The organism is Nocardia sp. NPDC102475 (genome assembly GCF_055584605.1).
In genome coordinates, this window is the sequence record NZ_JBVJLS010000001.1 from 245,238 (window position 1) to 269,602 (window position 24,365).

The following is a 24,365-nucleotide window of genomic DNA, read 5'->3' on the forward strand; positions in this document are numbered from 1 at the left end:
TCCGCTTACCGTAGCATCACTCGTTAGCCAGACTCAGCACACTGTGACCGGACAGACACAAGTGATCGACCGGAATTGGGCCGTCGTCGTCCGCGCCGCGCCCGGCGGACTCAACCGCCGCGGGACAATCGGGCAGATCTTCGAATCGGCTGTGATGCCGCGGCACTCACCCACGGCAATCGAGCGAGTGGCTGGCCGCGGGCACATGGCCGCGATCATCGCGGGTGTGACGAGAGGCGCCGACCTCCGAGCCGCACTCGATCTGGCTCGCCCCGAACCCACCCGGCACGACAACCACAACGAGACCTCGACCTCCCGCCGCCGCCATCGAACTGGCTGCCCACGGGGCGACCGGATTGCCCGCACGAGGGGATATGGAGGGCCTCAGCCGGATCGGCCCGGAGGCCCTGGCTATCGGGGCATTGTTGCACTCGCCGCCGAAAAGGTCGGTGGCACACCGGAACACATCTTCCGCAACGGAATCTTGTTCGCGGTCGATCACTTCGGCGACAGCGACTCCACCGGAGCGATCTGCGGCAGCATCCTCGGAGCTCGCTACGGCCGCCGTGCCGTCGCGGACGAGTGGCGCACCATGCTCGATGCCGGTCCGGTCATCGAGCGTTCGGCCGCGCACTTCTGCGTCGAATTCGGGCCCACTCCGCCGAGCGACGCCTACGGTGTGCCGACGGCGGAGTGGTATGCCCGTTATTTCGCTGGGTAGACCTACAAGTCCGCGATGGCGGCCAGCGGTGGGGTGCGGGCGGCACGAATTCCCGGCCACAGCGCGGCGAGAACACCGACCACGGCCGAGCTGATGAGCACCAGCACCAGTTGATTCCACGGGATGGCGATCTCATCGATGCCCAGGTCACGCAGGGTCCGCAGGAAGCCGACACCGAGACCGAGGCCCAGCAGCATCCCGACGATCGCACCGAATACCGCAATCAGCATGGATTCCAGATAGATGGTTCGGCGTACCTGAGCCCGCTGCATGCCGACCGCGCGCAACATGCCGATCTCCCGACGCCGCTCCACCACCGACAGCGCCAGGGTATTGACGATGCCGAGAATCGCGATCACCACCGCCAGCGCGAGCAGTCCGTACAGGATGGCGAGCAGCGTATTGATCTGCTTGCCCTGCGCGCCCTTGAACTCCTCCCGATCCTGCACCTGGACCACGACGAACTGCTCGGTCGCATTCTCCAGATCGGTGCGCATCTGAGCCAGATCGGCACCGGGCTCGGCCTTGACGAACATGAACAGGTTGGTCCGGAAATTGACCGGCATCACCTCGTCGTACATGACCGGCGACACCACCAGCGGGCCGAGCAGCGGCGTCTTCTTGTAGATGCCTACCACCTCGACCGGAATCTTCTTGAACCCCAGGCTCGTCACGCTGACCTGATCGCCGACCTTCCAGCCGCGCTTATCGGCCTCGTCCTGCGACACCATGACATCGTGATCGCCCAGCGTGTTGGTGCCCTTGATCATGTCGTAGTTGATGACGCTGGCGGGCGAGCCGTCGAATTCGGTGCCGGTCAGCTGCTCATCGCCGACCTTGAACGTGACACCGCGCAGGCCGACCACATCGGCCACCCCGGGCACCGATTTGCGCACGGCGTCACCCGCACCGAGCGGCACCCCGATCATCTGCGGTCCGGCCAGCACATAGTCGGCCTTCACGCCCTTGTCGACGAGCACGCTCACGCTCGCCTTCGCCGATGCGCCGAGCATGCCGATCGCGGTCACCAGCATCAGCCCGAGGGTGAGCGCGAAAGCCGTTGCGGCAGTGCGCCGTGGGTTGCGCGCGGCATTATTGCGCGACATCCGGCCGATCGGGCCGAACGGCCGCAACAGCACCCCGAGACCGCCCACCACCGGCCGCGACAATGCGGGCGCGGCGAGCAGTACCGCGAAGATCAGGCCGAGCGCGCCGATCCCGACCGTCAGTGCGGCATTGCCGCCGGTCTTCTGCGCACCGAGCACCACGAGCACCACACCCGCGACGGCCAGCGCAATGCCGATACCGGTCCGCAGCCGCAGCGATTCACCGGCCGAGGCGAACTCCTCGCGCATGGCCTCCACCGGCGGAATCTTGGCGGCGCGGCGCGCGGGCGCATAGGCGCTGACCACCGTCACCAGCAGCCCGACGAGCAGTCCGACGATCACTGTGCGCGGCAGCACCGTCAGCGATCCGGTCGGCAGGCCGAGATCGAACGCATTGAGCAGTGCGGAAAGCCCGAAGGCCAGACCGATGCCGCCCACCAAACCGATTGCGCTGCCGACCAATCCGATGACGAGCGCCTCCGCCACCACGGATCGGCCGACCTGTTGTCGACTCGCGCCGACCGCACGCAGCAGCGCCAGCTCACGCAGCCGCTGGGCCACGATCATCGAGAAGGTGTTGTAGATGATGAAGGTGCCGACGATCAGTGCGATCGCACCGAAGGCGAGCAGGAAGTAATTGATGAAGTTGAGCGCGTTGGAGACTTCCTTCTTCAGATCGGCGCGCACCTGATCGCCGTTCTGCACCTTGTAATCCACCAGCACGTTCGCGATCTTGTCGCGCAGGTCGTCGCCCGGTATACCGACGGCCGCGATATCGATATAGGCGACATGCGAGCCGTCGGTGAACAGCTGGCGGGCCTGCGCGTCGTCGAACAGCACGCCGATGAAACCGCCGGTGTCCGAAGGGACTTCGTAGATTCCGGTGAGGGTGACGTCGATCGGGGTGCCGTGCGAGGGAACCAGCACCTTGGTCTTGTCACCGACATGCAGGCCCGCGCGTTCGGCGCCGCCGGTATTGAGTGCGATTTCGCCCTCGTGCGCGGGCGGGACGCCCTGCACGAACTTATCCGGTTCGGCGACCGCCTTATCCGGCGGAATGTAGGACTGGCCGAACGTCGGTGCACCACCGGTCTGTACGGCCTTCTTACCGTCCGGATACAGCAGCACCAGCGGTCCGTTGACGCTCGGTGCGACCGCCCGCACCCCGTCCATCTTCGAGATCTGGTCGACCACGCTGAGCGGAATGCCCTGTGCCTGTTGCTTTTGCGGACTCACCCGCACATCGACGCCCTTGGCCTGATTGGCGAAGATCCCGTCGAAGGTCCGCTGGAGGGTATCGGTGAAGACGAATGATCCTGCGATGAACGCGGTTCCGAGGACCACCGAGAGCAGGGTCAGTGCCAGACGCACCTTGTGCGCGGCGAGATTGCGCAAGACCACCTTGCGCATCGGTTTGCCGCTCACGACTGCGCCCCGCTGACGCTCGGCTCCGTCGTACGCGAAGGCGCGCTGTGTCTCTGGTTCACTCGCTGACGCTCGCTCACTAAACCTGCTCCAGCGACTTCATCTTGTCGAGCACCGATTCGGCGGTGGGATCGCGCAACTCGTCGACAATGCGACCGTCCGCGAGGAATACCACCCGGTCGGCATATCCCGCCGCGTGCGGCTCATGGGTGACGATGACGACCGTCTGCCCGAATTCGTCTACCGCCGCGCGCAGGATCGAGAGCACCTCCTCCGAGGCGCGCGAATCGAGATTGCCGGTCGGCTCGTCACCGAAGATGATCTCCGGCTTACCGGCCAGCGCCCGCGCGCACGCCACCCGCTGCTGCTGCCCGCCGGACAGTTCGCTCGGCCGGTGGGTGAGTCGATCGGTGATCCCGAGCCGTTTGATGACCGTATCCAGCCAGTCCTGGTCGGGCTTACGGCCCGCGATATCCAGCGGCAGGGTGATGTTCTCCTGCGCGGTCAGCGTCGGCACCAGGTTGAATGCCTGGAAGACGAAGCCGATGCGGTCGCGGCGCAGCTGGGTCATCTGCTTATCGGAGAGCCCGGCGAGATCGGTGTCGCCGATCCGCACGGTTCCGGTGCTGGCACTGTCCAGGCCGGCCAGGCAGTGCATCAGGGTCGATTTGCCCGATCCGGAGGGTCCCATGATTGCGGTGAACTCCCCCTTCACGAATTCGGCTGATACCCCATCCAGCGCCCTGACCTGCGTATCTCCGTGGCCATAGACCTTCACCAGGTCGATGGCCCGTGCCGCGACGGTGGCGGCAGCCGATTTCTCGAGGTCGGCACCTAGGGCTTGCGAAGTCATGGAACCCAGTCTGTCGGGTATCGAGCCCCCGCGCCATCAGGGACGTCCCCCAACTCTCGAGGTCTCAATGAACCCTTAGAACTACGCCGACCGGCCCAGACCGAAGACCGTCGGATCCTCCGCGAGTTCGCGGAAGTAGCGCGCGCCGTCCGGCACCAAGCGCCGTTCGGTGAGATCGAGCAGACCGCCGACGCCGACGATCTCCGCGGAGACCGTGCCATCCGCCTTGCGGATCTCCTGGATGGTCCGGTGGGTCTTGCCATCCCAGGCGAAATCACAAGTGACAGTGACCTCGTCGCCCACGAAGAGTTCCTGTTTGAATTCGAGCGTCACCTGCAGTGAGATCGGCCCGACCCCGGCGTCCTGCAACTTCTCCTGGGATAAACCGCCCTCCCGCAGGCAGGCCCAGCGCGCCCGTTCCGCGTATTGCAGATAGACGGCCTGGTTCATATGTCCGTTGCCATCGATGTCCTCGGGCGACACGGTGATCGAGAGCGCGAATCCCATTGGCACACGGTAGCGGCGGGGTACGACATTGATCCGCCGCTACCGCCCCGGCCCTCACGCCTTGATGAAGTCGAGGATGTCGGCATTGAGCTGCGCGGCGTGCGAGATCATGATGCCGTGTCCGGTGGCCGGGTATTCCTTGTAGGTATTGCTCGGGATCAGGTCCTTGATCACGCGCCCGCAGAGGTCGATGGGTGCGGAGGCGTCGGCGTCACCGTGGATGACGAGCGTGGGCAGTGTGAGTGCGCGCAACTCGTCGCGGAAGTCGGCGTTGTAGATCGTATTCATGATCTCGTCCGCCGCGAGAAGTGAGCAGTCCATGCACTTCTGGACCATCCATGCGATCCGCGCCGAGGACACCTGGTTGCCCAGATGCGTCGCGAAGAATGCCTGGGCGTTCTGCTCCATCCACAGCGGCCGGTCCGCGGCGCGGGCCGCGCCCACCGCATCGAAGACGGCCTTCGGCACGCCGTTCGGATTGTCCTCGGCTTGTGCGAAATACGGCATCGTCACCGAGACCAGCGCGACCCGGCTGATCCGATCGCTGCCGTGCCGCGTCAGGTACCGGACGATCTCACCGCCCGCCATCGAATGCGCGACCACGGTGACCTCGCGCAGATCGAGATGTTCCAGGAATGCGGCCAGATCCGCGGCCAGCGTGTCGTAGTCGTACCCGTGCCCGACCCAGTCGGACTTGCCGTGCCCACGCCGGTCGTAGGACAGGCACCGCAAACCCTCCTTGGACAGCGGCAGCATCTGCAACTCCCACGAAGTACTGCTCAACCAGCCACCGGCCAGGAACAGCACCGGCTGCCCGGAACCCCAGTCCTGGTAGTGCAGCGTGGTGCCGTCGTGCGATTCGAAGTAGGGCATCGGTTTCTCCAATCATCTGGTGCCCCACCATCATTGCGGCACCCGATAATGAAGTCGATTACCTCTCGGGTAAGTGCCCTACTTCAGAATCAGCAACGCCGACTTCTCGATGCGGTCGGCGATTTCGGAGTAGGAGGCGTAGCCCATGCCCGCGCGGACGAGTGCGCCCGCGTAGACGAGTTCGAGGGATTCGACTACGTCGGCGTCGGCGTCGGGGCCGAGGGCGCGGACCAGTCGTTTGCGGATTTCCATGCCGATCCGGGCGCGGAGGTGGGCCACATCGGGATCGCGGCCGAGCAGGGCGCTGGTGACGGCGCCCGAGAGTTCTTGTTCGTCGGCGACGAGCATGGCGATATTGCGGAGTTCGGCGACGACCCGGACGGTGGGGTCCGGGTCGTCGCTGACCGGAGCCGAACTGGCGAACAGACGGCGCCAGAAGATCTCGGCGACGAGGTGTTCCTTCGAAGAGAAGTAGGTGTACGCCGTGGCGGTGCCCACGCCGGCCGCCGCGGCGACCATGCGGATGGTCATCCCCGCGAAGCCTTCGCGCGCAAGCACTTCCACCGCGGCCTTGGTCAGCTTGTCGACGGTGTCGGCCTGCTTCTCGGTGAGGCGACGCCGGGTCGCCTCCAGGATGATGGACTCGCCTTCGGACATGTGTCTAGATCCTACTTTGCGGCGGCGCGACCGGCGCGTCGGCCATAGAAGCTGCCGTCACCGAGGGACGCGCCGCTGACATAGCCGCCGGCACAGAGCCCGGAGGTGCAGCGGCCCGCGGCGAACAGGCCGGGAATCGGTTCGCCGGAGACGTGCAGCACCCGCGAATCCAGATCGGTGCGCAACCCGCCGAGGGTGAAACCCGCGGTGAATCCCCGCATGTCGAAGGCGGCGAGCGGCGAGCCGATCGGCTTGACCCACTCCGGCTTCTTCCCGAGCAATGGATCCTTGCCGTCGGCGGCGTGCAGGTTGTAGCACTCGACGGTGCCCTGCAACGTGCGCTCCGGCAGACCCATATCGGACTCCAACTCCGCGACCGTCTCGGCCGCCCAGGTCGGCGGCTGCCGGAAGAACGGCGTGGATGTCACGGTGGCCAGCGCCGCCTCGAGCGACTCCTCATCGATGACCAGAAATGCCTGATTGTCCTGCTGGATCAGCGTCGCCTGCCCGATCCGCCCCGGATAGGTGTCCTCCGGGATATAGCGCTGACCACGCCCGTTGACCAGGATGCCGCGCGCCAGCAGCTGCGGATCTCCGAAGAACGCCACCTCGGTGGCATCCATATGCGCCAGCTCAGCACCGAGCGCCTGCGCGACCAGAATGCCGATGCCATCGTGCTCTTCGATGGCGGCGGCGGGCCGCCCGATCAGCCGCGGCGCATAGCCCTCGATCATCTGCTGGTGGTAGGCGAAACTGCCGGTGGCGAGCACGACCCCGCGTTCGGCGCGGATCGCGACCTCCTTGCCGAAGCGCGTCGCGAGGACACCGACCACCCGATCGGTCTCGTCGATCACCAGCCGCCGGATCCTGATGTCGTATTCGACACCGACACCGAGACTTTCGGCGGTATCGGCCAGCGGCTTCATCAGCATGTAGCCGCCGCTCCTGGCGCCGATCTTCTTATCCGCCATTTGCGGAACATGGCCGCGCGGAGCGGGTTTCGCGATCGCATTGAACGGCGCGGCATTCTCTCCGCCGGAGTACATCAGCCCCTCGTCGTGCGGCGGCTCCCAGCCGGGCTCACCCCAGAACTCCTCCTTGAACGGCACCCCGTTGGAGACCAGCCAGTTGTAGTGCTCGACGCTGTTCTGGCAGTAGTCCGCGATTTTCGCCCGATCCTGTCCAGGACCCAGCGCGGCCTGCAGGAATGTCTCCATATTCTCCGGGGTGTCCTCGAACCCGAGCGCCTGCTGCAAGGGGGTGCCGCCACCGAGGTAGATGAATCCGCCCGCCATGGCCGCCGCACCGCCCCAGCCGCCGGTGCGCTCCAGGATCAGTACGTCGGCCCCCGCACGTGCGGCCTCGATGGCGGCGCAGACACCGGCGATGCCGTATCCGGCGACGACGACATCCGCCTCGAAATCCCATGCGCCGATCGCGTCGGCGCGCAGCGGCCGGATCTTTGCGGCATCAGACATGTTTCGCGTTCCTTACTTACTCGCGTCTTCGGACGACACAGACGATTCGGACTGCCCCACCTGTTCGGACTGCTTGCGTGCCGCCTTTTTCTGTTGGGCGACAATCGTTCCCACCAGCAGGTCGAGTTTGGTGCCGGTCGGCCAGCCGACGTAATAGCAGAGGAACAGCGCGATCTCGTGCAGCTGCGCCTCGGTCAATTCCGCATTGCGCAGCGCCGCGCCGATCTGGATACCCGCCGTATCCATCGCTCCCTGGGCGGCGAGCGCACCGAGCAGGATCAGTCGGCGGTCCCGAATGGTGAGCCCAGGGCGCGACCAGATTTCGGCGAAGAGATGATCGGCCGTCACGGCGAAATGGTCGCTGGGGTAGTCCTGGAATTCGGTGCCGTAGACCTCGGCCATCTTGGCCAGCCCGCGCTGACGTACCGAATCAGCGGATCCGTTTTCACGCCCACCCGTCACCCGACCGCCACCCCTCATCGAATCGCTACGCGATGCTTCACTCATTGGTTTCCCTTTCCTTCGGCACGCCGAGCCCCGGCCCGAGGCGGTCGAGAGCCAATTCCGCCAGCGGCAATTCGACGCCGAGTCGCGCGCCCAGATCCAGGGCCAGGCTCAGATCCTTTTCGCCCAGATCGCGCACGTGACTCAGGATCGGCAGCCAGAAATCATTCGGTTCGATCGGTGCGGTGCGGTCGCGCAGCATGATCGCGCCGGGACCGCCGGTGACCGCGTCGGAGTGCCGGACGACGTTGCCCAGCACGGTGATATCGAGATCCGCTGCCTCGGCGAGCCGCTGCGCCTCAGTAGCCGCGGTGAATGCGATGAAGTGCAAAAGGTTGCGCGCCAACTTCATTCGGGTGCCCGCGCCGACCGGTCCGGCGTGCACGACCAGATCGGCGAAGCAGCCGAAGGGTCCGCGTACCCGCTCGAATGCCGTATCACTGCCGCCGACCATGACCGCGAGCTTGCCGCGCTTGGCCCCGGCCGCACCACCGCTGATCGGTGCGTCCACCAATTCGACGCCGTACTCGGCACATTCGCCCGCCAGCTCTTCGGCGGTCCGGTCGCTGATGGTGGAGTGCACGGCGATAACGGTGCCCGGGGCGGCCGTCCGCAACACCCCTTCCGGTCCGGTGACCACGGCCCGCACCTGTGCGTCGTCCAGCACGGTCACCGAAATCACGGCCGCCTTCTCGGCGATTTCCGCGGCCGAAGCAGCCGATGCCGCACCGGCTTCGGTGAGCGGCCGCACCGCATCTGGGCGCATATCGCAGACGGTGAGTCCGTCGGGCCAGGCCAGCAGGCTCTTGGCCATCGGTGCGCCCATATTGCCCAAACCGATGAACCCGACCGGCAATTCGCTACTCATGATCGGAACACTTGTCCGCCGTCGACATTGAAGATCTGCCCGGTGACCCAGCTCGCCTCGTCCGAGAGCAGGTACAGGCAGGCGCCGACCAGATCATCCGGTGTTCCCATTCGCTTGAGCGGCAACCGTTTCACCATATCGTCGACGATGACGCTCGGTGTCACGGTTTTGGTGGCTTCGGTATCGATCGGACCGGGCGCGATGGCATTGATGCGGATCTTGGAACCGCCGAGTTCGAAGGCGAGCTGCTGGGTCAGGCCGTTGATGCCGACCTTGGCCAAGCCGTAGAAGCTGGAGTAGGTCCATGCGGCGGTGGAGGATTGGTTGACGATCGATCCGCCGCCCGCCTTGACCATGTGCTGCCACACCGCACGGGTCATATTCAGCGCACCGTCCATATTCACGCTCATGAACTTCTTGTAGTAGTCCCATGGCACGCTGAGCAGCAGGTTGAGTTTCATCTCGCCGTAGATGGCGGCATTGTTCACCAGATGGTCGATCGCCCCGAATTCGCGGACGGTCAATTCGGCGAGGGCGGTGGCCGATTCCGGATCGGCCACGTCGACCTCGCCGAAGATGGCGCTGCCGCCACCGGCGGTGATCTCGGCCGCGACGGCCTTACCGCGTTCGGCATTCAGGTCGGCGACGACGACATTGGCGCCTTCGTTCGCCAGCGCTTTGGCGTATGTCGCGCCGATACCTTGGGCGGCGCCGGTGACGATGGCGGTCTTTCCCGGGAATCGAGTCATGAAATCAGCTCCTTGCAGCTGTTTGTGGTCTAACCGGCGGTCGCGACGAGCTTGGTTTCCAGGTATTCCTCGAATCCGGCGAGGCCCATTTCCCGGCCGATGCCGGATTGTTTGTAGCCGCCGAACGGTGCGTCGGCCGAGTACCAGATGCCGCCGTTGACGCCGATCGTGCCGGTGCGAACGCCATTGGTGACGTGCCGAATTCGGTCCGGGTCGGTGCCCCATACCGAGCCGGAGAGTCCGTACGGGGAGTCGTTGGCGATCCGGATGGCGTCGTCGTCACCGTCGTGCGGGATCACCACGAGCACGGGTCCGAAGATCTCCTCGCGGGCAACCGTCGCGGTATTCGGCACATCCGCGATCAAAGTCGGTTCGATGAAATATCCGCGCTCGCGGCCCGCCGGTCGGCCGCCGCCGACCACGATCCGGCCGCCCTCGGCGCGCGCGATCTCCAGATACCGCTCGACTCTTGCCCGCTGACGCTCGGAGATCAGCGGTCCGCAGACAGTGCGCGCATCGGCCGGATCACCAGGAACGATGCCCGACAGGGTGGCCGCAGCGGCCTGGATCGCTTCGTCGTATACCGCGCGCGGTACCAGCAGCCGGGTCGTGAGGGCACACCCCTGTCCCGCGTGCACGGCCACCGAAAACGCCGCCACCGAACAGGCTCCCGCGATATTCGCGTCGTCGAGCACGATGAACGCGGATTTGCCGCCGAGTTCGAGGAAGGTCTTCTTCAAAGTCGTTGCCGCGCCGGTCATTACCGATCTACCGGTCTGCGTCGAGCCGGTGAAGCTGATCATGTCGACGCGCGGATCGGCGGTGAGCTGCGCGCCGAGACCGTGATCGGTGGAGGTCACGATATTGACGACGCCGGGCGGAATATCGGTCTGCTCGGCAATGATCGCGCCGACCGCCGCCGCACACCACGGGGTATCCGGTGCGGGCTTGAGCACCACGGTATTTCCGGCCGCGAGCGCGGGACCGAGTTTGGCGAAATTGATCTGGTGCGGAAAGTTCCACGGCGTAATTGCCCCGACCACGCCGACCGCCTCGCGGCGCAGCACCCGATGACTCTTGATACCCATGGGCGTCGCGGTGCCGAGATCGGTTTCCCAGCTGTAGGTTTCGGCCAGCGACGCGGAAAATGACAGATCTGCGACCGGGCCTTCGAGTTGCGGCCCTCTGGTCAGCATGGTCGGCGCGCCCGCCTCGGCGACGGTGATCTCACGCAGCTCGTCCACATCGGCCTGCAATGCGGTGCGCAACTGTTCGAGGCAGCGGGCGCGGAAGGCGTGATCGCGCGACCAGTCGGTGTCGTCGAACGCGGTGCGCGCGGCCGCGATGGCCGCGTCCATATCCGCGCCGTTCGCATTCGCGGCCTGACCGATGACCGCTTCGGTCGCCGGGTTCACCGTGGCGAAGACGCCGTCCCCGCCGGTGACCAGTTTGCCGCCGATCAGCAGGCGCGAACCGTCGGCGGGCAGGAGGCTGCTCATAAAGGCTCCGATACTGTCTGGACAGGTGTACGGAATATAGTCTCGGTCCACTCTCGGACGCAAGAACCCGTTTCAGAACCGCGCTCGGAAACCGGCCTGACCGCACCCAAAGAGAACTACCGGCCATCATTCGCGCCCAACCCCGACCTCACCCAGATTGTTCAGGAAACCCCTGTCGATTCCGGCATGCCGGTGGTACCGTCCAGACACATGTCCAGCTATGTGTCTCCCATCGATGACGCGACACCGGTTGTCGATGAGAACTGGTTCTCGAATTCCGGGTTATCGCAATGACGGCCGCCTCACTCGAGCCCCTGACCTTCGACCCCTACGACTACGCGTTCCACGAGGACCCGTACCCCACCTATGAGCGGCTGCGCACCGAGGCGCCGCTCTACTACAACGCCGACCTGGATTTCTGGGCGCTGTCCCGGCACGCGGATGTGACCGCGGCCTTCCGCGACAGCGTCCGCCTGTCCAGCGCCAACGGGGTCTCGCTGGATCCGGCGGCCTGGGGCCCGCACGCGAGCCGGGTGATGTCGTTCCTGGCCATGGACGATCCGCGGCATATGCGCATGCGCCGCCTGGTCTACAAGGGCTTCACCCCCAAGCGGGTGGCCGAGATGGAAGACCGGATCAGGGACCTGACGCTGTCCTACCTGGAACCGGCACTCGCGACCGGCGAGTTCGACTGGATCGATGAGGTCGCGGGCAAACTCCCGATGGATGTCATCTCCGAACTGATGGGCGTACCCGAGGCCGACCGCGCGGAGGTCCGCAGGCTGGCCGATCTGGTGGTGCACCGCGAGGACGGCGTCCTGGATGTCCCGATGGCCGCCGCGCAGGCGTCGATCACGCTGCTCACCTATTACGCGGATATGGTCGCCGCGCGAAGGCGTGCTCCGACAACGGATCTCACCTCAGCACTGCTGGATGCCGAAATCGATGGCGACACCCTGTCCGACGAGGAGATCATCGGTTTCATGTTCCTGATGGTGGTGGCCGGTAACGAGACCACCACCAAGCTGCTCGGCAATGCGCTGTATTGGAGCGCGCGCAATCCGAGCGAATACGCGAAGGTCGTCGCGGAACCCGAGCTGGTCACCGACTGGGTCGAGGAGACGCTGCGCTACGACACCTCCAGCCAGATGGTCGCGCGCTGTGCCGCGGTGGATATCGACCAGCACGGCCGCACCATCCCGAAGGGTGCGAAGGTGCTGTTGCTGATCGGTTCGGCCAATCGGGATCCAGAGGTCTTCACCGACGGCGACAGCTACCGCATCGGGCGCACCGATAAGGCCGGACTCGCGAGTTTCGGTGCGGGCGTGCACTTCTGCCTCGGCGCCCACCTCGCCCGGCTGGAGGCCAACGTAGCGCTGCGCGAATTCGCCTCGCGCGTGCGGTCCTACGACGTCGTCGGCGCCGGGATCAAGCGCGTGCACTCGACCAATGTCCGCGGGTTCGCCAACCTGCCCGTCATCGTGGAGGTGAAATAGTGCCAAGGTTCGAACCGAATCCGGTGCGCCGACCGGCGATTGTGGCCGGAGCATCCTCCGGTATCGGCGCCGCGACGGCCGAAGCGCTCGCCGAACTCGGACACCCCGTCGCGCTCGGCGCACGCCGGGTGGATCAATGCGAGGCACTGGCGGCCAAGATCCGCGCCAATGGCGGCGAAGCCTTCGCCCACCAGCTCGATGTCACCGACGCGGCATCCGTCGACGATTTCGTCGCCGCGGCCGAAGATACCCTCGGGCCAACCGAAATCCTGGTCTCCGGCGCGGGCGATATCGAATTCTCACTGGTGCACGAGATGGAACCGGATCGGTTCCTACAGCAGGTGCAGGTGCATCTGGTCGGCGCGCACCGGCTGGTGCACCGGGTACTGCCGGGCATGATGCGAAGGCAGCGCGGCGATTTCGTCTTGATCAGCTCCGACTGCGCCGAGGAGCCACGCCCGCGCACCGGCGCCTACAGCGCTGCCAAGGCCGGGCTCGAGGCAATGGTCCAGCAGATGCGAATGGAGCTGGAGGGCAGCGGAGTTCGCGCATCACTGGTGCGCCCGGGTCCGACCTTGACCGGTATGGGCATGAATTCCACCCCCGAGGTGGTCGGGCCGATGCTCGAGGACTGGAAGGCCTGGGGTTTCGCCCGTCACCCGTACATGCTGCGTGCCGGCGATCTGGCCGCCGCGGTCATCGCCGTGGTCTCCGCACCACGCGGGGCGCATCTCGTGCTGGTCGAGGTCCAGCCCGAGGCCCCGCTGCGGCCGTTACCGAATGCCGAGGACAGGAGCCGACCGTGAGGATCGTCGCCGATCTGGATCTGTGTCAGGGGCACGCCGTCTGCCAAGACGAAGCGCCCGCGGCCTTCACCGTGCCCAAGCGCGGCAAGGTCGAAATCCTCGACCCGACACCGGGTCCCGAAGCCCGCGCGGATATCGAGCGCGCGGTGCGCTACTGCCCGACACAAGCGCTGTCGATCCGTGAGGACCCTGGGGCAGGGCAGCCGGCGGAGCCGGCGGGGCGGGTAAACACCGGGGGATGGCAGCCGGCGGGGCCGGCGGAGTCGGCGGGGCGGGTAAACACAGCTGCGAAAGGAAAACGGTAATGCCAGATTTCGACCGCGCCGAACTCGACGAGATGGTCCGTCGCTGGGTGCTGGAGAATCAGCGCTGCGAGGAAAAGGGCGACTGGAAGCCGCTCGCCGAGATGTACACGGAGGACGCCACCTACGGCTGGAATTACGGTCCGACCCAGGAATTCATGGCAGTGGGGCGGGCCGAGATCCGAGAACTCGCACTCGGTCAGGAGATGGAGGGGCTGGAGGGCTGGTCCTATCCCTACCAACAGTTCGTCACCGATGAGCGCAGCGGCGATGTCATCGGCTTCTGGAAGCAGATCAGCGACAACAAGCGATCCGACGGCCGCAACTACAGTCCGGAGGGCATCGGCGGCAGCTGGTTCCGCTACGGCGGCAACTACCAATGGTCTTGGCAGCGTGACTTCTTCGACTTCGGCAACGTTTCGCAGTTGTTCGTGGAGATGATCCAGAACAACGCACTGACGGCAGGAATGCAGAAGCGCATCCAACGGTCGGTCTCCGGAAAGACGCTGCCGGGCTGGTATCGGATCGGCGAAGCACCGGTTCCACTGTGGTGATTTCGAGCTTCGACCGGTTGTCGCGGGCCCAGCTGGCGACGCTGGTGCCCGAACTGCTGCTGTGCGGTCATCTGATCGACCGGTCCGGAATGGCGCACTCCATCGGGGCATTCGGGCGCGAGGGCATGGCGGCGGTCGCCATCGAGGAGTGGCAGCTCGCCAGTCCGGTCTATACCCGCCGGATGCGCCGCGCGCTCGATTTCGACGGCGATGACGTGCCGACGATCTTCAAGGGACTGCAACTCGATATCGGTGCGCCGCCGCAGTTCATGGATTTCCGTTTCCGCGTCGACGATCGCGATCACGGCGAATTCTGGCTGGACCATTGTGGCGCGCTGGCGGATGTGGAGCCGCTCGGCGAGGAGTTCGTGGTGTCCATGTGCCACGACATCGAGGATCCCACCTTCGACGCGACCGCCCTCGCGACAAATCCGCACGCCCAGGTCCGGCCGATCCACCGGCCGCCGCGTCATCCGGCGGATCGAAAGCCGGTGTGCGCGTGGACCGTCGTCATCGACCAGGCACATATCCCACCGCCCACACCCCCGAATGCCGAGGTGGTGGCCGATTCCCGAGCGGCACTGCTGGAACTGTCCCCCATCGACAAGGACGATACCGGCCAAAGCGATTACGCGGGTCCGCTGCTCAGTGATCTGCGGTTCGCCGACTTCTCCAAATCTGCGCTGGTGCGCATGGCCGACGAGGTCTGCCTGCAACACCATCTGCTCACCATCGGCTTCATGACAGCCGTGCGTGCTCGGTCCGCCGACACCGCAACGGATATCGGCCGCAAACAATTCACCGGCATCGCCGGACTCACCTCCGAGCGGATTCGCAACGCACTCGGGCTCGGCGACGATCCGGCCGCATTGGCCGAGGTATTGCTCCTGCATCCAGCATGGAATCCCTTGCCGTACACCGGCATCGACGTATCCGTCACCGACGATGCGGTGCGACTGCGAGTGCCGCGGCACAGCGACGCCAACACCGACCGCACCTGGCCATCGATGATCGATCCCGACCATCTTGCACCGCTGGCGGCAATGGCCCGCGGCGTGAATCCACGGTTCGACGTGCACTCGACCACTTCCGACGAGCACGGCTGGACCGCTGAGATAGCCCTCGCCGCAGCGCCGTTCAAGGAGGCGACCGAGGTGGCCATCACCCGGATCAGTACCGGCGCCGCCTTCACGTTCACCGACCGCGGCACCCCGCTGCCGCTCACCGTCATTCGCTGAGAGTGAATTGCCATGTCCCACAATTTCGCCGACCTCTTCGAGCATGCGGTCGACGCGATGCCGGAGCGCACCGCGCTGATCGAGGGCGATCTCGCACTTACCCTCGCCGAACTCGACGCCCGCGCGAATCGTCTCGCCGACCATCTCGGCTCGATCGGCGTCGGCCCCGGCACGCACGTGGGTTTCCAGATGCACAACAGCATCGAAACCATGACCACCCTAATTGCCTGCTTCAAGCTGCGGGCAGTCCCGATCAATATCAACTACCGGTACGGCGTCGAAGAACTGCGCTACCTCTACGACAATGCCGACCTCGAAGTGCTTGTGTGCCATGAGAAATACGCGGATGCCGCACTGGAAGCACTCGCCGACAGACCGTCGATCCGGGTGCTGATCGTCGACGACCGGCCACCCACCGACACCATCCCCCCGGCAGCGTCCGCCTCGTATGAGCAGGCCCTGCTCTCGGGCTCCCCCGCCCGCCGTTCGATCGACCGCAGCCCCGACGACCTGTTCATGATGTATACCGGCGGCACCACCGGCCGCCCCAAGGGCGTCATGTGGCGGCAAGAGGATATGTGGCGGGTACTCGGCGGCGGCATCGACTTCTACACGAACGAACCGGTTTCCGACGAATATCAGCAGTCCCGTATCGGCGCACAGGGCGAACCGAGCACCTGGTTCGTCCTCCCGCCGCTCATCCACGCCGCCGCGATGATGCCGTCCTTCACCGCGCTGTGGTCCGGCAATGCCGTGATCTTCGAGCCCAGATTCGATGCGCAGCGGGTGTGGCAGGTGGTCGAACAACATCGCCCGCAAATCATGGTGATCACCGGCGATGCCATGGCCCGTCCGCTGATCGATGCCTATCGCGCCGCCCCGGTGGACGCGTCCTCGCTCGTCGCCATCGGCTCGGGTGCCGCGCTGCTGTCTCAACCGGTGAAAAACGCACTGCTGGAACTGTTTCCGTCGACTGTCGTCTCCGATTCCATCGGGTCCTCCGAAACCGGTTTCGGCGGTATCGGTTTCGCACAGAAGGACGACAATCCCGGCCGCGGTCCGCGCGTGCAGAGCGGGCGCGGCGCGATCGTGGTCGATGATGCGGGACGGCAAGTCGAACCCGGTTCCGAGGGCTGGCTCGCCAAGACCGGCTCGGTGCCGATCGGCTACTACAAGGATCCGGAGAAGACTGAGCGGCTGTTCAAGACGGTCGACGGCGCCCGGATCGTGGTGACCGACGATCGCGCCAGGGTCGAGCCGGACGGCTCGGTGACCCTGATCGGCCGCGGCAATATGGTCGTCAATACCGGCGGCGAGAAGGTGTTCGTCGAAGAGGTCGAGAGCGTGGTGAAGGCGCACGAAGCCGTCTACGACGCGGTGGTGATCGGGGTCCCGCACGAGCGCTGGGGCCAGCAGGTGGCCGCGGTCGTATCGGTCGCAGGCGCCGGACCGGTGGATTTCGCCGCGCTCGAGCGCCATGTGCGCAAGCATCTCGCGGGGTACAAGGTGCCCAAGCAGATCTGGCTGGCCGACGTCGTCACGCGCGCCCCGAGCGGGAAGCCCGATTACCGCTGGGCGCGCGAGTACGCGGCGAGCCGCGCACCGGATCATCAGGCGGATTGACGATGTCTCGGCATGCATTCGACCAGGTCATCCCCCTCGAGCCCCTGACAGCGACAATGGGAACGTGTTCTAATTCGAGGGCATCTGCCGTCAGCACGGAGAAGGTCCGATGAATACAACCGAAGCTAAGAAGGATTCCGCACCGGCGCTGCCCGCCCGGATCACCGAAGCGCTGATCGGCAGGCTGACCGCAATGGTCGCGGCCTCCGGCACCGCCGATCCGTATTCGATGGTCGAGGTCTACACCGGCGCCGCGGTCGGTGAACTACCGCAGTCGACGCCCGAGGACGTCGCCGCCGCCTACGCGACCGCCCGAGCGGCCCAGCAGGAATGGGCCGCCTGGCCGCTGCAGCGTCGGCTCGAGGTCTTCGCACGCGCACACGACCTGATCCTCGCCGAATACGAAACCATCGCCGACCTGATCCAGATCGGCTGCGGCAAGACCCGCCGCATGGCCTTCGAGGAATCCTGCGATGTCCCTATGGTCATCAGCCACTACCTCAAGACCGCACGGCGGGTGCTGAAGCCCAAGCGGCGCGGCGGCCCAGTGCCGCTGATCACCACCTCGACCGAGGAGCACCGCCCCAAGGGTGTCGTCGCGGTCATCGCGCCGTGGAATTTCCCATTCGCCATCGCGCTCTCGGATTCGATGCCCGCGCTGATGGCGGGCAACGGCGTCGTACTCAAGCCCGATAACAAGACCGCGCTCTGTGCGCTGTTCGGGGTGGAGCTGCTGTATAAGGCCGGTCTGCCGAAGGGGCTGTTCCAGGTCGTGTGCGGTGAGGGTCCCGATGTGGGTCCGGCCTTGATCGACAATGCCGACTTTGTCATGTTCACCGGCTCGACCGCGACCGGGCGGGTGGTCGGCGAAGGCGCGGGCCGCAATCTGATCGGCTGCAGCCTCGAACTCGGCGGCAAGAACCCGATGATCGTGCTGGACGACGCGAATCTCGACGAAGTGATCCCCGGTGCCTCATTCGCGGTCTTCGCGAATTCGGGCCAGGCCTGTATGCACATCGAACGGATCTATGTGCAGGACAGGTTGTACGACGAGTTCGTGCGCCGATTGGTCACGGCGGCAGACGAATTGAACGCCAAGATCGGCGCGACCTACGACTTCACACCGGAATTCGGCTCGCTGGTCTCGGTGCAGCATATGGAGCGGGTCGCGGCGCATGTCGCGGACGCGCGCGCGAAGGGCGCGACCGTGCTGACCGGCGGCAAAGGACGACCGGATATCGGCCCGGCCTTCTATGAACCCACCGTGCTCACCGATGTCACCGCCGAGATGACGCACGCGACCGCGGAGACCTTCGGTCCGGTGGTGAGCGTCTACCGGTTCACCGACGAGCAGGAGGCCATCCGGCTCGCCAACGACACCACCTACGGCCTCAACGCCAGCGTGTGGAGCCGAGACCTGGCCCGCGCCAACCGAATCGGCGCGCAGCTCGAGGCCGGGAATATCAATATCAACGACGGCTTCGTGACCACCTACGCCGCCAAGGGCACCCCATCCGGCGGCGTCAAGCAATCCGGCGTCGGCACACGGCATGGCGATCAGGGCCTGCTCAAATACACCGACACCGTGAATATCGGCGTGCAGAAGCGCCAGGTGATGGCCGCCCGTGCGGGTCTGCCCTACGAGAAGCAGCTGAAGACCACGCTCACGACCCTACGACTCATGCGCCGGCTCAGGCTGCGCTGAAACACTTTTCACCCAGGAGGTAGCTATGGCAGCGCCCGCGTTCCCGGCAGGCTTCGATTTCACCGATCCCGGGCTGTGGAAAAACCGCATGCCGGTCGAGGAATTCGCGACCCTGCGCCGCACCGCGCCGGTGTGGTGGTGCGCGCAGCCGGATGCGACCTCCGGCGGATTCCGCGACGGCGGGTACTGGGTGGTCAGCAAACACGAAGACGTGAAGGAGATTTCGCGCAGCCCGGAAATCTATTCCTCCGCGCAGAAGGGCGCGATTATCCGGCTGCCCGACGATGTCACGCCGGAGCAGATCGAACTCACCGGTGCACTGCTGGTGAATATGGATGCGCCCAAGCATGCCAAGACCCGCCGGATCGTCTCCAAGGGATTCACCCCGCGTGCGGTGGAGGGTCTGCGCGCCGCACTCACCGAACGCGCGGCGCGAATCGTGCACGAGGCCAAGCGAACCGGGGGTGGCGATTTCGTCCAGCAGGTCGCCTGCGAACTGCCGCTGCAGGCCATCGCGGAACTGCTCGGCGTGCCGGACGACGACCGCCACAAGCTGTTCGAATGGTCCAACCAGACGCTGAACTACGACGATCCCGAGTATGGCGACGCCACCACCGCCTTCACCGAAATCCTCGGCTACGCCTGGAATATGGCCGAAGAGCGGCGTGCCAGCCCGGTCGACGACATCGTCAGCCAATTGGTGCACGCCGATGTCGACGGTGAGGCGCTCGCTTCGGACGAATTCGGCTTCTTCGTCATCCTGCTCGCCATCGCGGGCAATGAGACCACCCGCAATGCGATCACCCACGGGATGAAGGCCTTCGTGGACCATCCGGAGCAGTGGGAGCTGTATCGGGAGCAGCGGCCGCGGACCGCACCCGACGAGATCGTCCGGTGGGCGACCCCGGTGAATGCCTTCCAGCGCACCGCGGCCCAGGACACCGAACTCGGTGGGCAGCAGATCAAGCAGGGTCAGCGACTGGGAATCTTCTACAGTTCGGCCAACTTCGACGAGGACGCCTTCGAGAATCCGTTCACCTTCGATATATTGCGCGATCCGAATCCGCACGTCGCATTCGGCGGCACCGGTGCGCATTATTGCGTCGGGGCGAATCTGGCGCGACTGGAGATCGACCTGATGTTCAACGCGATCGCCGATGTCATGCCCCAGATCAGCCAGGTCGCCGATCCGGTACGGTTGCGATCGGGGTGGATCAACGGAATCAAGAACTGGCAGGTGCGATACGAATGAATATCCGCAACATTCCCCTACGTACCCTCTCCGGCGACCCGGCAACACTGGGCGAATTGGTCGGAGATAAGGCGGTACTGCTGGTCAATGTGGCCTCCAAGTGTGGGCTGACGCCGCAGTACACCGGACTCGTCGAACTTCAGAAAACTTACGGCGACCGCGGTTTCAGCGTGGTCGGCGTGCCGTGTAACCAGTTCATGGGCCAGGAGCCGGGTACCGCCGAGGAGATCGCGGAATTCTGCTCGACCACCTACGGCGTCGACTTTCCGCTGCTGGAGAAGACCGACGTCAACGGCGACGAGCGGCATCCGCTCTACCAGGCACTGGTTGAGGCCGCGGATGCCGAGGGCGCGGCCGGTGATATCCAGTGGAACTTCGAGAAATTCCTGATCGATCGCGAGGGTGCGGTGGTCGGCCGGTTCCGGCCGCGCACCACCCCCGACGACGCCGCGGTCGTCTCCGCCGTCGAATCGGTTCTCTAGCAATAGCGGCCGGAGCTCGTCGTCCGAGCTCCGGCCCGCTTGCTCACGCCATCGCGAAGCGCAGCAGGGCCTGCTTATCGCCCTGCTTGATCTTGCCTTTGCGATTGAGCACCTCGAGCTGCCAGCTTCCGCCGTTGCGGAACGCCTTGGCCACCGCATTGGCGTTATCCGTGCCGAGCAGCGACGGCCAGATATCGGCCACCTGCTGGGCACTGCCGCCGGTCGCGTCGTAGACCTTGAAACTGATGTTGTTGGCCTTCTCGAACGAGGAGCCCTTCTTGAATGCCGCGGCCACGAAAATGATCGCGTCGATGGCCTCGGGCACATTCGCGAAGGTGACGTGCACCGATTCGTCGTCGCCGGAGGCCGCGCCGGTCTGTTCGTCGCCGGTGTGCTGGACCGAACCGTTGCCGAGCGGGTCGAGGGAGTCGAGTCCGGCGAAACGCACCGGCTCGGCCCCTTGCATGAGGATGGCGATCAGATCCAGGTCCACACCGCGTTTGCGGCGCAATAATCCGACCGCGCCGCCGCTGGTGCCCCCCGACGGGTCCCAGCTCACCCCGACCGTCAGCTTGGTGATGCCGTTGAGATCAGCGGCGCCATCTTCCTTCTTGAGCGTGATCATGTCTTCACCCTACAAGTGAATTCGCCAAGTCCATGGGGCCCAGAATCTTCCCGCTCACGCTCTCGTAACTGGGTGTTTGCCTAGGCCTTTCGCCGCCTGCGGTAGCGCACGGCACAGGGCTGTTGCAATTGCACCACCATCTTGCTGTGGTCGTTGCGGTAGCTGTCGGATGGTTGTGCCATCTCGAATTCCCAGTCCCGCAGCAGTATCGAGAAAATCGCCTTGAGCTGCATGAGCGCGAAGGCCGCACCGACGCAGCGATGCCTGCCCGCCCCGAAGGGGATCCAGGTCCAGCGGTTGACGATATCCGCCTGATTCGGATCGATATAGCGGTTCGGGTCGAACAGATCCGGATTCGGGAAGTCCTGCGGAATCCGGTTGGAGATGGCCGGAGTCGCTGCGACCAGATCGCCCGGTGCGATGCGATGTCCGCACACCTCGAATTCGCCCTGCGCCACCCGCATCAGAATGATCAGCGGCGGATGCAGCCGCAGGGTCTCCTTGACCACCGCCTCCAGCTTCGGAATCTGGCGCAGCGCGCCGAAACTGATATCGGAACCGTCGGCGTACAACTCGTCGAGTTCATCGACGACACGACGCAATTCCGCCGGATGCCTGAGCAATTCGATCACCGACCACGCCGCGGTACCCGAAGTGGTGTGATGGCCCGCGAACATCATCGAGATGAACATTCCGGTGATTTCGCTCGCGCTGAATCGCGGCTGCCCCTGTTCGTCCTTGATCGAGATCAGGATGTCGAGCATGTCCCGATCTTCCTTGTTCGCGGGCGGATTCGCGGCGCGGCCGTCCATGATGCCCTGCACCAATTCGACCAGTTCGACGCGAGCTGCGTCGCGGCGCTGGAAGCTTTCGATCGGCGAATACGGATCCACATAGGCCAGCGCGTCGGTGCCGCGCTCCAGATCGTGGTAGAGGTGGGCGAAACGTTCGTCGAGTTCATCGCGGAAGCGCTTGCCGATCAGGCAGGCCGAGGATGTGTAGATGGTCAGCTCGGCGAAGAAGTCGAGCAGGTCGATCTGACCCTCATCGCCCCAGTTCGCCAGCATGCGCTCGACCTCGCGTCCGATGGTCGCCGCATGCCCGCGCATTTGCTCCGCGCGCAGCGCCTGGTTGTGCAGCATCTCCTTGCGCCGCTCCGGACTGGCGTCGAACACCACGCCCTCGCCGAAAATCGGCTTCATGAACGGATATGCGGCGGCCTGATCGAGATCCTCGTCGCCGGATCGGAAGAAGAACTCATTGGCCTCGGCGCCGGACAGCAGAATCACATGCCGCCCGGCGAGATCGAACGCCCCGACATCCCCGCATTCCGCCCGCACCCGCCGCATCAAAGCCAGTGGATCGACGCGGAATTCCTCGAGATGCCCATGCTCGTGATCGCCTCCGGAAACCCGCAGCGGCTTGACCAGGGTCATGAAATCCTCCTGGGATATCTGTCCACACACGTGATGGACACGTGTCTGGACAGTACTACGACCGGTGTGGGGCAGGCAAGGCTCAGCGCCCGCTTTCGCGCTATGCCTGGGACAGTGTGCTGCCGCGACAAAAAGCCCGGCACTCGCAGTGCCGGGCCTCTTGTTCGTCGGTCCTACCGGGCGATCGACCTCGCCTCACGCCTGCGGTGCCCAACCCAGTTCCCTTCAAGGAACGTGACCTCGACACAATCCTTGCCGCCCGATGTGCGGGAACCGCGCGAACGCCGCTACCTGGAGACCGGATCAGCGGCGGAAGAGTTTGTTGAGGTCGTTCTGAGTGAGTTGGTCGGCGGCGTAGGTGAAGGTGCCGTGGTCGGCCAATTCGTGTGCGGTATCGAGCAATTGCCGGTACATGGCGCGGAAGATGCTGCCGCCGACCGTGACTCGGCGTACGCCGAGCTCGCGCAGGTCGTCGAGGGACAGAGCGTTGCCGGTCAAACCCATGACCACGTTGAGTGGGCCGTCGAGTTCGCGCACCAGTGTGCCGATGGTTGTGGCGTCGCTGGCGCCCGGAACGAACGCGCAGTCCGCGCCCGCCGCCAGATAGGCGTTGGCCCGCCGGATGCATTCGTCGAGCGAGATATCGACCAGGAGACCATCGGTGCGGCCGACCAGAACGAACGGCTCCCCGCTGGCAGCTATGGCAGCGCGGGCCGCGCGGATGCGGTCCGCGCACAACTCCAGGTCGTAGAGCGGCCGTGTGCTGTCGCCGGTGAAGTCTTCGATATTCCCGCCCGACGCACCGGCGTCGAGCGCCGACGAGATCGTGGTCGCCACCGTCTCGGGTTTCTCGCCGTATCCCTCTTCGAGATCGGCGCTGACCGGCACCCCAACCGCGTCGACGATCTCGCGAACCCGCCCCAACATGGTCTCGCGATCGACCCGCCCGTCCTCGTGCCCAGCGAAGAAGTCGTGATCCGGACGTCCGAGGGAGAACGCGATACCGGCGCTGGTGGTGGCCACCGCGGGAAACCCGACCGATTCCAGTATCAGGGCACTGCCCGCATCCCACGCATTCGGGAGCAGGAAGCAACCTTCCCGGTGCAACTCGACGAACCGTTGTGCGCGTTGGCGCCGATCGCTGATCACGTCGTGTCGCTCCCTCTTCCCGTGTTCATTCGTCCACTGCGAAGGCCGTCGAGGCATCCGAACTTGTCACACCCCTTCGATAAAATCACATAACACAGAACGGGGTTGGAGATCATGGGTATTCGAAGAATTCTGAATTTTCTGCTCCGTCGGCGCAAGGTTTCGGCATCATGGTCCGCGGGCGAGGAAACCGCAGCTCGGCGCACCGCGGTGGTTCGCGACCTCCAGCGGATTCGTCGCGATAACGAACATAATCGGCCTCGGGGGCGCAACCCCTACGACCACAGCGACAACTCGATCGCGGGTGGATGCGCCGGCGGCTGACGGCACGGATTCCCCAAGCGCCGCACAAGAATCGACGCGCTCACTCGAGGGGGTAGCTGCGCGACATGCGGTCTGCCGATGCGGCAGCTACGGACCAGGATGTTGGGCATGCGTGATGCTCGCGCATGCCCAA

The 24,365-nt window shown here is 65.2% G+C and carries 22 protein-coding genes and 1 pseudogene; 10 read left to right on the forward strand and 13 right to left on the reverse strand.

Annotated features, from left to right (window positions below):
- Positions 1 to 43: 43 nt before the first annotated feature.
- A complete protein-coding gene (locus tag ACZ60G_RS01120) occupies positions 44 to 721 on the forward strand; it encodes an ADP-ribosylglycohydrolase family protein (protein ID WP_465806163.1) in 678 nt (225 codons plus the stop codon).
- 2 nt (positions 722 to 723) lie between these two features.
- Here ACZ60G_RS01120 and ACZ60G_RS01125 read toward each other — a convergent pair whose 3' ends face one another.
- From ACZ60G_RS01125 to ACZ60G_RS01170, 10 genes are all read right to left on the reverse strand, one after another.
- A complete protein-coding gene (locus ACZ60G_RS01125) occupies positions 724 to 3,237 on the reverse strand; it encodes an ABC transporter permease (protein ID WP_465806734.1) in 2,514 nt (837 codons plus the stop codon).
- A 94-nt stretch (positions 3,238 to 3,331) separates the two neighbouring features.
- Positions 3,332 to 4,105, reverse strand: a complete 774-nt coding sequence (locus tag ACZ60G_RS01130) for an ABC transporter ATP-binding protein (protein WP_465806164.1) — start codon at positions 4,103 to 4,105, stop codon at positions 3,332 to 3,334.
- An 81-nt stretch (positions 4,106 to 4,186) separates the two neighbouring features.
- Positions 4,187 to 4,612, reverse strand: a complete 426-nt coding sequence (locus tag ACZ60G_RS01135) for an acyl-CoA thioesterase (RefSeq protein WP_465806166.1) — start codon at positions 4,610 to 4,612, stop codon at positions 4,187 to 4,189.
- A 54-nt stretch (positions 4,613 to 4,666) separates the two neighbouring features.
- Complete coding sequence (locus ACZ60G_RS01140; RefSeq protein ID WP_465806168.1) at positions 4,667 to 5,485, reverse strand: alpha/beta fold hydrolase; 819 nt, start codon at positions 5,483 to 5,485, stop codon at positions 4,667 to 4,669.
- Positions 5,486 to 5,563: 78 nt separating this feature from the next.
- Complete coding sequence (locus tag ACZ60G_RS01145) at positions 5,564 to 6,142, reverse strand: TetR/AcrR family transcriptional regulator (RefSeq protein WP_465806170.1); 579 nt, start codon at positions 6,140 to 6,142, stop codon at positions 5,564 to 5,566.
- Between the two features lie 11 nt (positions 6,143 to 6,153).
- Entirely contained in the window at positions 6,154 to 7,620 is a 1,467-nt protein-coding gene (locus tag ACZ60G_RS01150; protein ID WP_465806172.1) for an FAD-dependent oxidoreductase, read from the reverse strand.
- A gap of 12 nt (positions 7,621 to 7,632) precedes the next feature.
- Entirely contained in the window at positions 7,633 to 8,100 is a 468-nt protein-coding gene (locus tag ACZ60G_RS01155) for a carboxymuconolactone decarboxylase family protein (RefSeq protein WP_465806736.1), read from the reverse strand.
- A 19-nt stretch (positions 8,101 to 8,119) separates the two neighbouring features.
- On the reverse strand, positions 8,120 to 8,992 hold the full coding sequence (locus tag ACZ60G_RS01160; RefSeq protein WP_465806174.1) for an NAD(P)-dependent oxidoreductase: 873 nt from the start codon (positions 8,990 to 8,992) through the stop codon (positions 8,120 to 8,122).
- A complete protein-coding gene (locus tag ACZ60G_RS01165; protein ID WP_465806176.1) occupies positions 8,989 to 9,741 on the reverse strand; it encodes an SDR family oxidoreductase in 753 nt (250 codons plus the stop codon). Before ACZ60G_RS01165 ends, ACZ60G_RS01160 begins: the two co-directional genes overlap by 4 nt.
- Before the next feature lie 29 nt (positions 9,742 to 9,770).
- Positions 9,771 to 11,240 (reverse strand): aldehyde dehydrogenase, encoded by a 1,470-nt coding sequence (locus ACZ60G_RS01170; RefSeq protein ID WP_465806178.1) that lies wholly within the window; start codon positions 11,238 to 11,240, stop codon positions 9,771 to 9,773.
- Between the two features lie 290 nt (positions 11,241 to 11,530).
- On the opposite strand from ACZ60G_RS01170, the gene ACZ60G_RS01175 reads away from it, so the two are divergent.
- The 9 genes and pseudogenes from ACZ60G_RS01175 (at position 11,531) to ACZ60G_RS01215 (ending at position 20,698) form a co-directional block, all read left to right on the forward strand.
- Positions 11,531 to 12,736 (forward strand): cytochrome P450, encoded by a 1,206-nt coding sequence (locus ACZ60G_RS01175; protein ID WP_465806180.1) that lies wholly within the window; start codon positions 11,531 to 11,533, stop codon positions 12,734 to 12,736.
- Complete coding sequence (locus tag ACZ60G_RS01180; protein ID WP_397049798.1) at positions 12,736 to 13,542, forward strand: SDR family oxidoreductase; 807 nt, start codon at positions 12,736 to 12,738, stop codon at positions 13,540 to 13,542. The genes ACZ60G_RS01175 and ACZ60G_RS01180 overlap by 1 nt, the downstream gene beginning before the upstream one ends.
- Positions 13,539 to 13,727 (forward strand): annotated as a pseudogene (locus tag ACZ60G_RS01185) (ferredoxin); the annotation flags it as partial. The gene ACZ60G_RS01180 and the pseudogene ACZ60G_RS01185, both read left to right, overlap by 4 nt.
- Before the next feature lie 119 nt (positions 13,728 to 13,846).
- The gene (locus ACZ60G_RS01190) at positions 13,847 to 14,398 is read left to right on the forward strand and encodes a nuclear transport factor 2 family protein (RefSeq protein WP_063824988.1); all 552 of its coding nucleotides are present in this window, start codon (positions 13,847 to 13,849) and stop codon (positions 14,396 to 14,398) included.
- Positions 14,392 to 15,636, forward strand: coding sequence for a hypothetical protein (locus tag ACZ60G_RS01195; RefSeq protein ID WP_465806182.1), 1,245 nt, complete (start codon positions 14,392 to 14,394; stop codon positions 15,634 to 15,636). Before ACZ60G_RS01190 ends, ACZ60G_RS01195 begins: the two co-directional genes overlap by 7 nt.
- Before the next feature lie 12 nt (positions 15,637 to 15,648).
- The gene (locus tag ACZ60G_RS01200; RefSeq protein WP_465806184.1) at positions 15,649 to 17,259 is read left to right on the forward strand and encodes an acyl-CoA synthetase; all 1,611 of its coding nucleotides are present in this window, start codon (positions 15,649 to 15,651) and stop codon (positions 17,257 to 17,259) included.
- Positions 17,260 to 17,368: 109 nt separating this feature from the next.
- Positions 17,369 to 18,964: a succinic semialdehyde dehydrogenase gene (locus tag ACZ60G_RS01205; protein ID WP_465806186.1), complete on the forward strand. Its 1,596-nt coding sequence runs from the start codon at positions 17,369 to 17,371 to the stop codon at positions 18,962 to 18,964.
- Between the two features lie 25 nt (positions 18,965 to 18,989).
- Complete coding sequence (locus tag ACZ60G_RS01210; protein WP_465806188.1) at positions 18,990 to 20,216, forward strand: cytochrome P450; 1,227 nt, start codon at positions 18,990 to 18,992, stop codon at positions 20,214 to 20,216.
- Entirely contained in the window at positions 20,213 to 20,698 is a 486-nt protein-coding gene (locus ACZ60G_RS01215; RefSeq protein ID WP_465806189.1) for a glutathione peroxidase, read from the forward strand. The genes ACZ60G_RS01210 and ACZ60G_RS01215 overlap by 4 nt, the downstream gene beginning before the upstream one ends.
- A gap of 43 nt (positions 20,699 to 20,741) precedes the next feature.
- Here ACZ60G_RS01215 and ACZ60G_RS01220 read toward each other — a convergent pair whose 3' ends face one another.
- From ACZ60G_RS01220 to ACZ60G_RS01230, 3 genes are all read right to left on the reverse strand, one after another.
- A complete protein-coding gene (locus ACZ60G_RS01220) occupies positions 20,742 to 21,323 on the reverse strand; it encodes a TerD family protein (protein WP_063045919.1) in 582 nt (193 codons plus the stop codon).
- A gap of 80 nt (positions 21,324 to 21,403) precedes the next feature.
- Complete coding sequence (locus ACZ60G_RS01225; protein ID WP_465806192.1) at positions 21,404 to 22,759, reverse strand: cytochrome P450; 1,356 nt, start codon at positions 22,757 to 22,759, stop codon at positions 21,404 to 21,406.
- A 303-nt stretch (positions 22,760 to 23,062) separates the two neighbouring features.
- On the reverse strand, positions 23,063 to 23,908 hold the full coding sequence (locus ACZ60G_RS01230) for an isocitrate lyase/PEP mutase family protein (protein WP_465806193.1): 846 nt from the start codon (positions 23,906 to 23,908) through the stop codon (positions 23,063 to 23,065).
- Positions 23,909 to 24,365: the final 457 nt, after the last annotated feature.